Consider the following 13,702-nt stretch of genomic DNA (forward strand, 5'->3'; position numbering starts at 1 on the left):
CCAATACTCCCGCCGGAGGCACGCGGCCCCGAAGGGGCGCGTTTCGGCCCGGCCGCGGCGCCCCTCGCTGGACATCGCCGCGTGCGCCTGCAACTGTCGCGCCAAACCGGACAGAGGCCACCATGACCGCGCGAAAAATCATCATCGACACCGACCCCGGACAGGATGACGCCGTTGCCATCCTGCTGGCACTGGCCAGCCCCGAGGATATCGAGGTGCTGGGAATCACCGCCGTGGCCGGCAATGTGCCACTGCCGCTGACCTCGAAGAACGCCCGCATTGTCTGCGAACTGGCCGGGCGCCCCGAGATCCCCGTCCACGCCGGCTGCGACACCCCTCTGGCGCGCCCGCTGGTCACCGCCGAGCACGTGCATGGCAAGACCGGGCTCGACGGACCGGCCCTGCCCGACCCGGAGGTCGACCTTGCCGCCGGCCATGCGGTCGATTTCATCATCGACACCCTGCGCGCCCATCCCCCCGGCACCGTTACCCTCTGCCCGCTGGGACCGCTGACCAATATCGCCACCGCCTTTCGCGACGCCCCCGATATCGTCGCGCGGGTGCAGGAGGTGGTGCTGATGGGCGGTGCCTATTTCGAGGTCGGCAACATCACCCCGGCAGCCGAATTCAATATCTACGTCGATCCCGAGGCCGCCGATATCGTGTTCCGCGCCGGTGCCCCGATCACCGTCATGCCGCTGGATGTCACCCACAAGGCGCTGGTGACCGGGTCCCGCAACGCGGCCTTTCGCGCGCTGGGCACGCCAGTGGGCCATGCGGTGGCCGAGATGACCGATTTCTTCGAGCGGTTCGACAAGGAGAAATACGGCAGCGCCGGCGCGCCGCTGCACGATCCCTGTGTCACCGCCTACCTGATCCGCCCCGATCTGTTCCGTGGTCGTCACATCAACGTCGAGATCGAGACCCGCTCGGACCTTACCCTCGGGATGACCGTGGCCGACTGGTGGCAGGTGACCGAGCGCGCGCCCAATGCCACCTTCATGGGCGATCTGGACGCGGATGGGTTCTTTGCCCTGCTGACCGAGCGGCTGGCGCGGCTATGACCGCGCTGCACCTTGCCAGACCCGAGGACCTGGAGCGGCTGGTCACACTCAGCGCCGCCTGTCACGCCGAGATGGGGATCGCGCGCGACGACGACAGCCGCCGCGCCGGACTGGCGCCGCTGCTCGACGGGCTGCCGCAGGGCGCGGTCTACCTGGTCGGACCGACCCGCGCGCCGCTGGGCTATGCCGTGCTGAGCTTTGGCTGGTCGCTGGCAGAGGCCGGGATCGAGGCGCGGCTGGAGGAATTGTTCATCCGCCCCGCGGTGTGCCGCCGCGGCATCGCGACCGAGGTGCTGGCCGACCTGCCCAAGGCACTGGGCGCGGCCGGGGTCCGGGCGCTCACCCTGCGGCTCGCCCCGGATGCGCCATCCCGCGCCCTGTTCGAGCGCGCCCGATTCCAGCCGGTCGCGGCGGAGGTGATGATCAAACAGCTCTGAGCGCCGCGCTGATGCGCCCCTGACGGGGCGCCACGATTAGCGGCCCGATGCGGTCACGTCGTACCCGTAGATCCAGTCGAACTGATGCACCGCCTGCGCCGGGGCCATCGCGCCGCCCAGGCGCAGCGCCAGGTGCCCGATCTCGCGCAACGGCGACAGCCGGAAATGGTATTTCCACGCGTTCGCATTGGCCGCCGCGATCACCCGCACCGCCCGGTCCCGCCGCCGCGCCTGGTAGCGCCCCAGCGCGGACACCTGGTCCTCCTCGCCGGCCAGGCAGTCGGCCAGAACCCAGGCATCCTCCAATGCCAGGTTCGCGCCCTGGGCCAGGAACGGCAGGGTGGGATGGGCGGCATCGCCCAGGATCGCCACCCCCGCGCCCTGCCAGCGTTCCGCCACCGGGTGCCGGAACAGCCCCCAGAGCAGAACCTCGCGCACCTGCTCCAGAAGCTCGGCGGGCAACCCGCGAAAATCGGCGAAGGCGGCGCGCAGGTTGGCCGGATCGTCGCGGTGATGCCAGCCCTCTTCGGCCCAGTCCTTTCGCTCCTGCACGGCCACGATATTGACCAGCGTTCCCCCACGCAGCGGGTAGCAGACCAGGTGCCGCCCCGGCCCCATGTAGATCCGCGCCTCCGGCGGCAGTTGCAAGCGGTTGGGCACCGTGGCGCGCCAGGCCACCTGGCCGGTGAAAAACGGCGCATCGGCCCCGTTCAGCGCCACCCGCGCCCTGGAATGCAGCCCATCGGCCCCGACCACCAGGTCGGCCCGAGCCTGGGCCGCGTTGGCCAGATGCAGCGCGGGCGTCGCACCGGGGGTCACCCGGTCGACCCGCTGCAACAGGCGCAGCGGAATGCCGGCAGCACGCGCCGCGCACGCCAGCATGTCAATTAGGTCGACGCGGTGCACAAGGTAGAAATCCTGGTCCGGGGCATGGCGCGCCAGGTCCAGCCGCAGAACTTCGCCGGACCGGCGGTAGTCACGCAGAACCACCGCGCGCGAGGGCATAGCGATGCGCGCCAGGGCATCCCCGAGCCCCAGCGCGTGCAGCACCGCGACTCCGTTGGGGCTGATCTGCAGCCCGGCGCCCACCTCGGAAATCTCGCCCGCCTGTTCCAGCACCGTGACCTCGGCGCCGCGCGCCCGCAATGCCAACGCCGCCGCCAGCCCGCCGACGCCTGCGCCCACCACGATGATGTTCCGGCCCTTCAGCCCCATGAAACCCTGCCCGTCCGTGCCTGTCGCGGCCCTTGGCCGCCCTCAACGAAAAACGCCAGGGCGACCGACCCCGGCGTTTCCATATTCTCTCACCGCCCGTCGCCGCGCTCAGTCGTCGCGATGCACCTTCTCGCGGCGTTCGTGGCGCTCTTGCGACTCAAGGCTCAGCGTCGTGGTCGGGCGCGCCACCAGCCGTTTGAGCGAAATCGGTTCGCCTGTGTCCTGGCAATAGCCGAACTCACCCTCGTCGATCCGGCGCAGGGCTGCGTCGATCTTGGACACCAGCTTGCGCTGGCGGTCGCGGATGCGCAGTTCAAGCGCGCGGTCGGTCTCTTCGCTGGCGCGATCCGCCACGTCGGGAATGTTGCGCGTGCCATCCTGCAACCCGGCGATGGTGGATTTGCTTTCGTTCAACAGTTCGTTTTTCTGCCGCAGCAATTCACGGCGAAACCACTCGAGCTGCCGCTCGTTCATGAACGGCTCATCCTCGGCCGGACGGTAGTCATCCGGCAGAAAGTTTTCCTGATTCATTTTGGGTCCCCTGGTCTGGCCAATAACGTCCGTCAAACCTACTGATTTCGACATCTGGCTCCCCCTTACTGCCGCTGCGTTTATCCGAGAGATTTCAGATTGTCACTACACAATAGCATTTCATCTGCGCTAAAACCGTCGCCAGGCCGTAACGCGCAACTGCGAACAGCAAAGGGTTGGAAAACATGAGATTTCAGGGCACCAAGGACTATGTGGCGACCGAAGACCTGACCATCGCGGTGAATGCTGCGGTCACATTGGAACGCCCCTTGCTGGTCAAGGGCGAGCCCGGCACCGGCAAGACCGAACTGGCCCGCCAGGTCGCCGACGCGCTTGGCCTTGGAATGATCGAATGGAACGTCAAATCCACCACCCGCGCCCAACAGGGCCTGTATGAATACGACGCGGTCAGCCGGTTGCGCGACAGCCAGCTTGGCGACGAGCGGGTGCATGACGTCAGCAACTACATCAAGAAGGGCAAGCTCTGGCAGGCCTTCGAGGCCGAGGAAAAGGTCGTCCTGCTGATCGACGAGATCGACAAGGCGGACATCGAGTTCCCCAACGACCTTCTGCAAGAACTTGATAAGATGGAGTTTTTCGTCTACGAGACCGGCAAGACGATCCGCGCCCGCCAGCGCCCGATCGTGATCATCACCTCGAACAACGAAAAGGAACTGCCCGACGCCTTTCTGCGGCGCTGTTTCTTTCACTACATCCGCTTCCCCGACGAGGCGACCATGCGCAAGATCGTCGAGGTGCACCACCCCGGCATCAAGGAATCGCTGCTGACCACGGCGCTGACCCAGTTCTACGAGCTGCGCGACACGTCCGGGCTGAAAAAGAAACCCTCGACCTCCGAAGTGCTGGACTGGCTCAAGCTGCTGCTGGCCGAAGATCTGGACGCTGAGGATCTCAAGCGCGACGGCGTCAACGCCCTGCCCAAGCTGCACGGGGCGCTGCTCAAGAACGAACAGGACGTGCACCTGTTCGAACGACTGGCCTTCATGGCGCGCAGCCAGCGGTAACCCTTTCAGCGCCCCGGGACCGTCGCTGACGGCCCAGGGCCTTTTCGCGGCGCCCTCGGTGCCGCGATCCCTTGGCATGGAATGGATGTCACCGGGGGTCGCATTTTCCGAAGACCTCGGTTCGGCGCGAAATGGCACCATCCAAACCCCGCCATTGCAGCGCGAGACTTTCGTGAATATCGTGACAGGACCTAAACCTCGTCCGCTTTGCCCCCATGGTCGAAGCACGATTCCCTGCATTGGACCGCCCCGATATTGCCATGACCGATCTGATCATTCGCCCCCTGCGTCCCGAGGATCGCCCGCATTGGACCGCGTTATGGCGTGCCTATCTGGAGTTTTACGAAACCACTTTGCCCGATGCGGTCTATGACAGCACCTTTGCCCGCCTGCTGGGCGAGGATCCGCAGGATTTCAGCGCCCTTGTGGCCGAGGCCGACGGCGGACTGGTGGGTCTGACCCACTACCTGTTTCACCGCCATGGCTGGAAGATCGAGAATGTCTGTTATCTACAGGATCTCTATGCCGTGCCAGAGCGGCGCGGACAGGGCGTCGGGCGGGCGCTGATCGAAGGTGTTTATGCCGCGGCGGACGCGCATGGCGCCCCGTCTGTCTATTGGTTGACACAAGACTTCAACGCCACCGCCCGCAAGCTGTATGACCGGGTCGGTGTGCTCACGCCTTTCATCAAGTATCAGCGCCCATGATCCGGGCCGCGCTTGTCTTCTGCCTCGGCGTAGCGCTGGCGGCCTGCAACACGGTCCCTCTGACCGACACGCCGACGCGGGCCAAGATCACCGACAGCACGCTGCCCCCGATGAAGGCCTTTGCCACCCCGTCCCCCGACGCGCCGGCGCGATCCAACGCCAATATCGCCGCCGATTTCCTCTCGCTGCATTTCCAGCTTGAAAGCGGCCGCAAGCTCGAGGTCTTTACCCGCTTCGAGACACCGATCACCGTGCGTATCACCGGTGCGCCGCCGCCCAGCCTGGAGCCCGACCTGCGCCGGCTTCTGACGCGCCTGCGGCGCGAGGCCGGGATCGACGTCCGCCAGATCACGCAAGGAGCGGCCAACATCACCATCGAGGCGGTCAGCCGGGCCGAGATTCGCCGCGCCCTGCCCCAGGCCGCCTGTTTCGTGGTGCCCAACGTCTCCAGCTTCGACGAGTTTCGCCGCGACCGCCGCAAGCCCAAGACCAACTGGTCGGTGCTGCGCACCCGTACCCGGATGGGCATCTTCGTGCCGCACGATTCCAGCCCGCAGGAATTGCGCGACTGCCTGCACGAGGAGCTGGCCCAGGCGCTCGGGCCGCTCAACGACCTCTACCGGCTGCCCGACTCGGTGTTCAACGATGACAACGTGCACACGGTCCTGACCGGATTCGACATGCTGATCCTGCGCGCCACCTACGCCCCCGAACTGCACAGCGGCATGACCGAGGGCCAGGTCGCGGCCAAGCTGCCGGCGCTGCTGGCGCGGCTGAACCCGGCCGGAACCCACCGGCCCGCCACCCCGGTCAACGCCACGCCGCGCGCCTGGATCGACGCGGTGCAGACCGCGCTTGGCCCCGATGCGGCCCCTGCCGCCCGGCGGGCGGCCGCCATCTCGGCCGCGCGCACCGCGCAGGCGCAGGGCTGGCAGGATCACCGTCGCGCCTTCAGCCACTACATGCTGGGGCGCATCACCCAGATGACCGATCCCGACGCGGCGCAACCGCATTTCCGTGCCGCCCTGTCCCTCCTCTCGCGAAGCCCGACCACCCGCCTGCACGCCGCCTATGTGGTGACCCAGACGGCAGCCTATCAGATTGCCATCGGTGACGGCGCGCAGGCCCTGCGCGAGATCGACCCGATGCTCGACGTGGCCGCGCGCTCCGAGAACGCCGCGCTGCTCTCGACTCTGATGCTGCTCAAGGCCGAGGCGCTCGACGAGTTGGGCCGCCCCGACGAGGCCCGCAGCGTCAGACTGGACAGCCTCGGATGGGCACGTTACGGATTTGGCTCAGATTGGGCGGTGCGGGCCAAGATGCGCGAAATTGCGGCGCTGAACCCCCAGAACAGAGGGCGCGGATAAACCTAGGATGATCGTAATTTCAGCGGCGCTGATCGGCGCCCTTCTGGGCGGGGTGACGGCCAGGAAACGCGGCGGAACGCTCGCCGATATTGCCCAATACGCCGCCGTCTACGCGATCGGTTTTGCGATCGTGGGAATGATTGCGACGATCATGATCCACCGCGCGGCGATGTAGGCGAGGCCCCCATGTTCCTGCCCTTCTTTGAAAATCTCCGGAAATCCGGCATCCCTGTCAGCTTGCGGGAATACCTCTCGTTCCTGGAGGGGATGAAGGCGGGACTGGCCACCTATGACGTCGAGGCGTTCTATTACCTCGCCCGCACCGCGATGGTGAAGGACGAGCGTAATCTCGACAAGTTCGACCGCGCCTTTGCCGCCAGTTTCAAGGGGTTGGAACAGATCGGTCTTGAGCAGGTGCTCGAGGCGGTCGACCTGCCCGCCGACTGGCTGGAAAAGATGGCCGAAAAACACCTGAGCGCCGAGGAAAAGGCCGAGATCGAGGCCCTGGGCGGTTTCGACAAGCTGATGGAAACCCTGCGCGAGCGGCTGAAGGAACAGGAGGGCCGCCACCAGGGCGGCAACAAGTGGATCGGCACCGCCGGTACCTCGCCTTTCGGCGCCTATGGCTACAACCCCGAAGGCGTGCGCATCGGCCAGAAGGAAAGCCGCCACCAGCGCGCGGTCAAGGTCTGGGACAAGCGCGAGTTCAAGAACCTCGACGACACCGTCGAACTGGGCACGCGCAACATCAAGGTGGCGCTGAAACGGCTGCGCCGCTGGGCCCGCGAGGGCGCGCATGAGGAGCTGGACCTCGACGGCACCATCCGCGCCACCGCCGAACACGGCTATCTCGACGTCAAGACGCGGCCCGAACGGCACAACGCGGTCAAGGTGCTGCTGTTTCTCGACATCGGCGGCTCGATGGACCCGCATATCAAGGTGGTCGAAGAGCTGTTTTCGGCCGCACGGACCGAGTTCAAGCACCTCGAATACTACTATTTCCACAACTGTTTGTACGAAGGCGTCTGGCGCGACAACCGCCGCCGCTGGGATGCACAAACCCCGACCTGGGAGGTGCTGCACACCTACGGGCCGGACTACAAGTGCATCTTCGTCGGCGACGCCAGCATGAGTCCCTATGAAATCGCCTATCCCGGCGGCGCCAACGAACACTGGAACGCCGAGGCCGGCCAGACCTGGCTCCAACGCGCGCGGGAACAGTGGAAAGACAACCTCTGGATCAACCCGGTGCCCGAGAAATACTGGTCCTATACCCATTCGATCCAGATGATCCGCGAACTCTTCGACAACCGCATGGTGCCGATGACCCTCTCGGGGCTGGAACAGGGCATGAAGGAACTGACGCGCTAGGCGCGGCGGCTCAGATCCCCTCGACCAATTCGACCGACAGGATCGTCGGCAGGTGGCGGGCAACCTCGGACCAGGTTTCTCCCTCGTCGAAACTGGCAAAGACCGAGCCGCTGTTGGTCCCGAAATAGACCCCGGCGGGATCACCGGAATCACCCGCCATCGCCTGGCGCAACACGGTAAAGAAACAGCCGCTCTGCGGCAGCCCGGCGCGATGATCCTGCCAGCTTTTTCCGCCGTCGCGGGACCGCCAGACCGCCGCCGCCGCGCCGGGCGGGAACCGCCCGCTGTCGTCGCCGTTCAGCGGCAGCGTCCAGATCGTGTCAGGATCGCGCGGATGAACCCGGATCGGAAACCCGAAGGTCGAGGGCAGCCCGTCGTTGATATCCTCCCAACTGCGGCCCCCGTCGCCGGAGCGCCAGACCCCGTGGTGGTTCTGCTGGTACAGGGTGGTCCCATCGCCCGGCGCCAGCATCATGTTGTGCACGCAATGGCCGGTCTCGCCGTCGCGGGGGGCCGCCGGGTGATCGTGCGGCTGACAGGCGGCGGCATTGGACAGCCGGTTGCGCCGCTCCCAACTCTGGCCGCCGTCCTCGGTGGCAAAGACACCGGCGGCGGAAATCCCCACCCACATCCGCTGTGGATCGGTGGGGTGCGACAGGATGGTGTGCAGGGTCAGCCCCGCCGCACCCGGGGTCCAATCCGCCGCGGACGGGTGATCGGTCAGCCCGTCCACCCGCGCCCATGTGCCGCCGCCGTCGTGGCTGACCAGAAGCGTCGCGGACTTGGTCCCGGCATACAGCGCGCCGTGGGCGTGGCACAGCGACCAGACCTGTGCAAACTGGTCGTCGAACGGCAGGGGGTCTCCGGTGACCCCGAACATCTCGGCGAAACCGGCGTCACTCTCGGCCCAGTCGTCGATCGTGCCCCGGGTCAGCCGGGTCTTTTGCCAAGTCTCGCCGCCATCCCCGGACCGCCAGACCGCGGCACCGTACCAGTCACCGCCGCCGCCGGCCCAGAACACGCCCGAGGCCGCATCGCCGATCACGTGGTTGACCGGCCAGCCATCGCAGAACGGCCCCGAAACCGCCCAGTCCGCCCCCTCACGCATGCCGCGCAGCACGAAGGCGCCCTTGGTGGTTCCCAGAAGTATCGTGACCGCTTCCTCGGGCATCGCCTCCCCTCCACTCTCGCTGCGCAAGGATACCACGTTTTTCGCAGCCCGGCACGGGGGGCCGCCGCAACGACGCCCTTGCCCCCTGCTGCATCCCGGCCCATATCCAGAGATATGCTGAAGTTCACCCCCATCCTTCTGGCCCTGCTCTATGGGCTTGCCATGTACCGGGTCTCGGTCTGGCGCACCCATCGGGAGCTTGACGCAAAATCGACCGAACTGGCCGATGCGCGGCTCAAGCATCTGACCGACCAGCTTGCCGCCGCGCTGGGGCTGGCGCGTATCCCGGTCTATATCTATGAAATCGACCCGGTGAACGGACTGGCGGCGCCGGACGGGCGGATCTTCATCACCCGGGGGTTCTACCGCAAGTACCGCAACGGCGAGGTCACGGGCGAGGAGATGGCATCGGTGATCGCGCATGAGCTGGGTCACGTGGCGCTGGGGCACGCGCGGCGGCGGATGCTGGATTTCTCGGGTCAGAACGCGCTGCGCACCGCGCTGGTCATGGTGCTGGGCCGGATCATCCCGGTGGCCGGCGTCTGGATCGCCAACGCGCTGACCGGGCTGCTGGCGGCGCGGCTGTCACGGGGCGACGAGTACGAGGCCGACGAATACGCCGCCGCCCTGCTGACCAAGGCCGGGATCGGCGTGGCACCGCAGAAGTCGCTGTTCACCAAGCTGGAAAAGCTGACCCAATCGCGCGCCGGTGTCACCCCTGCTTGGCTGATGAGCCACCCCAGGACCGAAGAGCGGATCGCCGCGCTGGACCGGCTCGAGGCGCGCTGGAACGCGCAAAGCTGATCCCCCGATCAGAGACCATCATTCACAAGGACAGACATGCGATACTCCCTGCTCGACCTCGCCCCGATCCCCGAGGGTTCGGACGCCGCTCAAGCGATGCGCAATTCCGTCGCGCTGGCCCGCGCGGCCGAGGCGCTCGGCTTTCACCGTTACTGGCTGGCGGAACATCACAACATGCCCGGCATCGCCTCGTCGGCAACCGCGGTGATGATCGGTCATATCGCCAGCGCGACCCGCAGCATGCGGATCGGCGCCGGTGGCATCATGCTGCCCAACCACGCGCCGCTGGTGATCGCCGAGCAGTTCGGCACGCTGGCCACCATCCACGGCGACCGCATCGACCTGGGCCTTGGACGCGCGCCGGGAACCGACATGGCGACCGCCCGCGCGCTGCGCCGCAACATGGCGGCACAGGATACCTTTCCGCAGGACGTGACCGAGCTGATGGCCTATCTGGACGATCCTGAACCGGACCAGCGCCTGCACGCGATCCCGGGCGAAGGCACCAAGGTGCCGGTCTGGATTCTCGGCTCGTCGCTTTATGGCGCGCAACTGGCTGCGCACCTGGGGCTGCCTTACGCCTTTGCCTCGCATTTCGCGCCCGATGCCCTGGGCCAGGCGGTCGAGGTTTACCGGCGCGGGTTCCAGCGGTCCAAGACGCTAGAGAAACCCTATTTCATGATGGCGATGAACATCTTTGCCGCCGATGACGCGAAAGAAGCAGTGCGCCTGAAAACCTCTATGCAACAGTCATTTATCCGGCTTAGTTCAGGTAAAGCCGGAAGGCTTCCGGCGCCGGTGGACCGGATCGAGGACGTCGCCGATCCGCGCTGGATCGCGGCAGTGAACGATGCGCTGTCGGTCAGTGCCACCGGCACGACCCAGATGGTACGGGACCAGACCAAGGCGCTGATAGACCGCTACCAACCGGACGAGGTGATGATCTCGGGGCAGATCCACGACCCGGCGGCGCGCATCCGCTCGTTCGAAATCGCCGCCGAGGTGATGGCCGGCCTGGTCCTGGACAACTGACCTTCGCGGTCTACACCTGACGTGGGAACGGCTGGCCGGCCAACCGCTTGCCCACCCTTTCCCGAACCGCCTAGCGGGTTCCTTGCGGGCATTTCCCGCATCGCGCCAAGAATAGCAACGGGGCCGAGGTCTTGCCGCAACTAAATCGTCATGGCGGTAAACCAGGGCGGATGGACATCATGCCTTGGCCTCCTTGGTAGCCGGTTTGCGCGCAAAGAGGCGTTTGTAGGCTTTGGGCGTAAAGGCAAATCCGATCTGGCTGCGCAGGGTCGGTTTCATGTCATCGTGGACGCCCAATGGGCCATCGCATGGGCCGGGCAGGTAATAGGTACCGAACATCCGGTCAAAGAGGCAGAAGATCTCGGCGAAATTCTTGTCAAACGCCTTTTCTTCGGCCGAGTGGTGCCAGCGATGCATGGCTGGGGACACGATGAACTTGCCCAGCTTGCCATAGGTCCAGGGCAGGTTGGCATGGATGAAGAACCCGTATTGCCCGCGCATCATCGAGTTGAACAAAAGCGCCCAGACAGGGAACCCCATGACCAGCATCGCCGTGCCGGCAATCCCGTGGACGGTCAGCAGGTTAAAAGGGTGCCAGCGGGCCGAGGTCAGCCATGTCACTTCGGTGTCCGAGTGATGCACAGCATGGGCGGGCCACAGGATGGGCGTATGCTCGAAACGGTGGCGCCAATAGCCTACGAAATCACCGAAAAAGACCGCAAAGAACAGCACCAACGGCACTGGCAGGGCCTCCCAATGTGCCGATTTGAACAGGTACAGCCCGTGTTCGTGAATCCATCCGTGCAGAAACGTCAACACGATTGAGATCAGCGGCACAGATACCGCGGCGTTGAACAGTAAGATTTTCAACGACAGTCCGGTTTCCTGCTTGGCCTGTTTCAAGTCGGACAGCCAGTGTTCCCGCCGGAAATGGATCTGGAGGATCAGGAAAACGATTGCCGGAATGATCAGGAATCGCAACGCCGCGTACATGTTCATGGCGCTGTCGATCAGCAATTGGAATAGTGTTTCCATCGGTCCGTGCCCCCATAGGTGCCGTGAGATTTTCCCAGAATGATCACAAGAAATTGGGGCGCCAACATGGCGGCCCCCGGGCAAGTTTCGAACAGGCATGGCGGCAATGGCCGTGCCGCGGTGGGTGGATGTGACCGCGGCGTCGCTACCCCGCCAGCGCCTTGCCCAGACGTGGCAGCCGCGCCTTTTTCATCAGGGCGCGGATGTCCCAGCCGCCGCCGGCCATCGCGTTGGCCTGGACCAACACCCGGGCGCCGACATCGGTCAGCCCCTTGGGGTCTTTGAGCCACAAATCGTACAAAAGCCCGTCCGGCTCCAACCGATCCAGCCCCTCTTCGGCGAGGATGTTCCTGGGAAAGTCCCGGCGGTTCACCGTCACGATCGCGTCGGCCGAACCCGCCACGGCCACCGCCAGCACGTGCAGGTCGGCCGGGTCGGGCAGCCAGAGCCGCGCCTCGATCCCGGGCGCGGCGGGCAGTTCGGCCTGCGGCCAGCCGGCTCTCATAAGCGCGATCTCGCCCCGCGCCTGGTCCTCGCCGGTCGGCCCCAGCTTGCGCGCGGCGCGGGCCCATTCCTCGAGGATGCGGGCCGACCACAGCGGGGTGAAATGGCCCAGCCGCGCCGCGCCCAGCAGCATCTCGCGCATCACCGTGGGGTAGAGCACGCAGGTGTCGAGGACGAGTTTCACAGCCGGTAGAACAGCGCCTTGAGATAGCCGGTCTCGGCCAGTTGCGGCAGTTGCGGATGATCCGGCCCGGCAAAGCCGGTGCGCAGCAATTGCCCGGCGCGCCCGGCCTTGCCTATGCCACGGGTACAGGCGGCACGGAAGTTGGCCAGATCGGCGGCGTGCGAGCAGGAGCACAGGCCCAGATAACCGCCCGGCACCACCAGCGGCGCGGCCATGCGCGCGATGCGCTCATAGGCGCGCAGCCCGGCGTCGAGCGCCTTTTTCGATGGCGCGAAGGCGGGCGGATCGCAGATCACCACGTCGAACTGCGCTCCCTCTTCGGCCAGCGCCGCGAGGGTGTCAAAGGCATCGCCCTGCCGGGTCTCGAACCGGTCGGACAGGTTTGAGGCCGCCGCTCCCTGGGCCGCCAGCTCCAGCGCCGGGGCAGAACCATCGACGGCCAGCGCGTGATCGGCCCCGCCCGCCAGCATGGCCAGCGCGAACCCGCCCACGTGGGAAAACACGTCGAGCACCCGCGTCCCCGGCCCGGCCAGCCGGGCCGCAAAGGCGTGGTTGGGGCGCTGGTCATAGAACAGCCCGGTTTTCTGCCCGCCGGTCAGATCGGCCATGTAGGTGGCCCCGGACATCGGCACCGGCAGCGGCGCCGAGGGCGCCGTGCCCGCCAGCACCGCGCTTTCATCGTCCAGCCCCTCGAGCGCGCGGGTGCGCCCGGCGGCGTTCTTGAGCACGGTGGTCACGCCGGTGACCTCGACCAGCGCGGCGGTCAGATCGTCGAGCCGCGCCTCGGCCCAAGCGGCGTTGGGCTGAACCACGACGGTATCGCCGAAGCGGTCGATCACCAGCCCGGGCAGACCGTCGCCCTCGGCATGGACCAGCCGGTAGAACGGCGCGTCGTACAGCCGGTCGCGCAGCGCCAGCGCATGGGCAAGACGCCTGGCGAACCAGTCCCGGTCGATGTGCGCGTTCGGGTCGCGGTCGAGCATCCGGCAGATGATGCGCGAGGCCGGGTTCACCGCCACCACCCCCATCGGTGTGCGGGCGCTGTCCTCCAGCACCGCAAGGGCACCGGGTTTGAGTGCCTTGGTGCGTCGGTCGGTCACAAGCTCGTTGGCATAAACCCAGGGAAAGCCGTGGCGGATGGCGCGGGCGTTGGCCTTGGGCATCAAGCGGACGCGGGGCAGGTCGGGGTTGGGATCAGGCGTTGTCATGGCGTCCTCTTAGGGGCAACGGCGGGCCTTGGGAAGGGGAAGTGCGC

Annotated in this window: 15 protein-coding genes; 9 read left to right on the forward strand and 6 right to left on the reverse strand. The window is 66.3% G+C overall.

What is annotated here, in order from left to right:
* Positions 1–122: 122 nt before the first annotated feature.
* Both ABWV23_RS01405 and ABWV23_RS01410 read left to right on the forward strand, forming a co-directional pair.
* Complete coding sequence (locus ABWV23_RS01405) at positions 123–1,064, forward strand: nucleoside hydrolase (protein WP_353344160.1); 942 nt, start codon at positions 123–125, stop codon at positions 1,062–1,064.
* The gene (locus ABWV23_RS01410) at positions 1,061–1,501 is read left to right on the forward strand and encodes a GNAT family N-acetyltransferase (protein ID WP_353344162.1); all 441 of its coding nucleotides are present in this window, start codon (positions 1,061–1,063) and stop codon (positions 1,499–1,501) included. The genes ABWV23_RS01405 and ABWV23_RS01410 overlap by 4 nt, the downstream gene beginning before the upstream one ends.
* A gap of 36 nt (positions 1,502–1,537) precedes the next feature.
* Here ABWV23_RS01410 and ABWV23_RS01415 read toward each other — a convergent pair whose 3' ends face one another.
* The gene (locus tag ABWV23_RS01415; protein ID WP_353344164.1) at positions 1,538–2,716 is read right to left on the reverse strand and encodes an FAD-dependent monooxygenase; all 1,179 of its coding nucleotides are present in this window, start codon (positions 2,714–2,716) and stop codon (positions 1,538–1,540) included.
* Between the two features lie 108 nt (positions 2,717–2,824).
* Positions 2,825–3,247, reverse strand: coding sequence for an RNA polymerase-binding protein DksA (gene dksA / locus ABWV23_RS01420; protein WP_353344166.1), 423 nt, complete (start codon positions 3,245–3,247; stop codon positions 2,825–2,827).
* A 185-nt stretch (positions 3,248–3,432) separates the two neighbouring features.
* Here dksA and ABWV23_RS01425 point away from each other — a divergent pair, with 185 nt between their 5' ends.
* The 5 genes from ABWV23_RS01425 (at position 3,433) to ABWV23_RS01445 (ending at position 7,717) form a co-directional block, all read left to right on the forward strand.
* On the forward strand, positions 3,433–4,272 hold the full coding sequence (locus ABWV23_RS01425; RefSeq protein WP_353344168.1) for an AAA family ATPase: 840 nt from the start codon (positions 3,433–3,435) through the stop codon (positions 4,270–4,272).
* 260 nt (positions 4,273–4,532) lie between these two features.
* Entirely contained in the window at positions 4,533–4,979 is a 447-nt protein-coding gene (locus tag ABWV23_RS01430) for a GNAT family N-acetyltransferase (protein WP_353344170.1), read from the forward strand.
* On the forward strand, positions 4,976–6,346 hold the full coding sequence (locus ABWV23_RS01435) for a DUF2927 domain-containing protein (RefSeq protein ID WP_353344172.1): 1,371 nt from the start codon (positions 4,976–4,978) through the stop codon (positions 6,344–6,346). The genes ABWV23_RS01430 and ABWV23_RS01435 overlap by 4 nt, the downstream gene beginning before the upstream one ends.
* A 7-nt stretch (positions 6,347–6,353) precedes the next feature.
* Positions 6,354–6,521, forward strand: coding sequence for an apolipoprotein acyltransferase (locus ABWV23_RS01440; protein WP_353344174.1), 168 nt, complete (start codon positions 6,354–6,356; stop codon positions 6,519–6,521).
* Between the two features lie 11 nt (positions 6,522–6,532).
* On the forward strand, positions 6,533–7,717 hold the full coding sequence (locus ABWV23_RS01445; RefSeq protein WP_353344176.1) for a vWA domain-containing protein: 1,185 nt from the start codon (positions 6,533–6,535) through the stop codon (positions 7,715–7,717).
* A 10-nt stretch (positions 7,718–7,727) separates the two neighbouring features.
* Here the strand turns inward: ABWV23_RS01445 and ABWV23_RS01450 are convergent, their stop codons facing one another.
* Entirely contained in the window at positions 7,728–8,888 is a 1,161-nt protein-coding gene (locus ABWV23_RS01450; protein ID WP_353344178.1) for a sialidase family protein, read from the reverse strand.
* 114 nt (positions 8,889–9,002) lie between these two features.
* Here ABWV23_RS01450 and ABWV23_RS01455 point away from each other — a divergent pair, with 114 nt between their 5' ends.
* Positions 9,003–9,692, forward strand: a complete 690-nt coding sequence (locus ABWV23_RS01455; protein WP_353344180.1) for a M48 family metallopeptidase — start codon at positions 9,003–9,005, stop codon at positions 9,690–9,692.
* A gap of 36 nt (positions 9,693–9,728) precedes the next feature.
* Positions 9,729–10,724 carry an LLM class flavin-dependent oxidoreductase gene (locus ABWV23_RS01460; RefSeq protein WP_353344182.1) on the forward strand — a complete coding sequence of 332 codons (996 nt, stop codon included), beginning with the start codon at positions 9,729–9,731 and terminating at the stop codon, positions 10,722–10,724.
* 177 nt (positions 10,725–10,901) lie between these two features.
* On the opposite strand, the gene ABWV23_RS01465 is transcribed toward ABWV23_RS01460, so the two are convergent.
* From ABWV23_RS01465 to ABWV23_RS01475, 3 genes are all read right to left on the reverse strand, one after another.
* Positions 10,902–11,759: a sterol desaturase family protein gene (locus ABWV23_RS01465; RefSeq protein WP_353344184.1), complete on the reverse strand. Its 858-nt coding sequence runs from the start codon at positions 11,757–11,759 to the stop codon at positions 10,902–10,904.
* 145 nt (positions 11,760–11,904) lie between these two features.
* Entirely contained in the window at positions 11,905–12,447 is a 543-nt protein-coding gene (locus tag ABWV23_RS01470; RefSeq protein ID WP_353344186.1) for an RSP_2648 family PIN domain-containing protein, read from the reverse strand.
* Positions 12,444–13,655 carry an RSP_2647 family RNA methyltransferase gene (locus ABWV23_RS01475; RefSeq protein WP_353344188.1) on the reverse strand — a complete coding sequence of 404 codons (1,212 nt, stop codon included), beginning with the start codon at positions 13,653–13,655 and terminating at the stop codon, positions 12,444–12,446. The genes ABWV23_RS01470 and ABWV23_RS01475 overlap by 4 nt, the downstream gene beginning before the upstream one ends.
* Positions 13,656–13,702 lie beyond the last annotated feature (47 nt).

Origin of the sequence: Aquicoccus sp. SU-CL01552 (assembly GCF_040365005.1) — a bacterium.
In the GTDB taxonomy this organism is placed as follows: Bacteria; Pseudomonadota; Alphaproteobacteria; order Rhodobacterales; family Rhodobacteraceae; genus Antarcticimicrobium.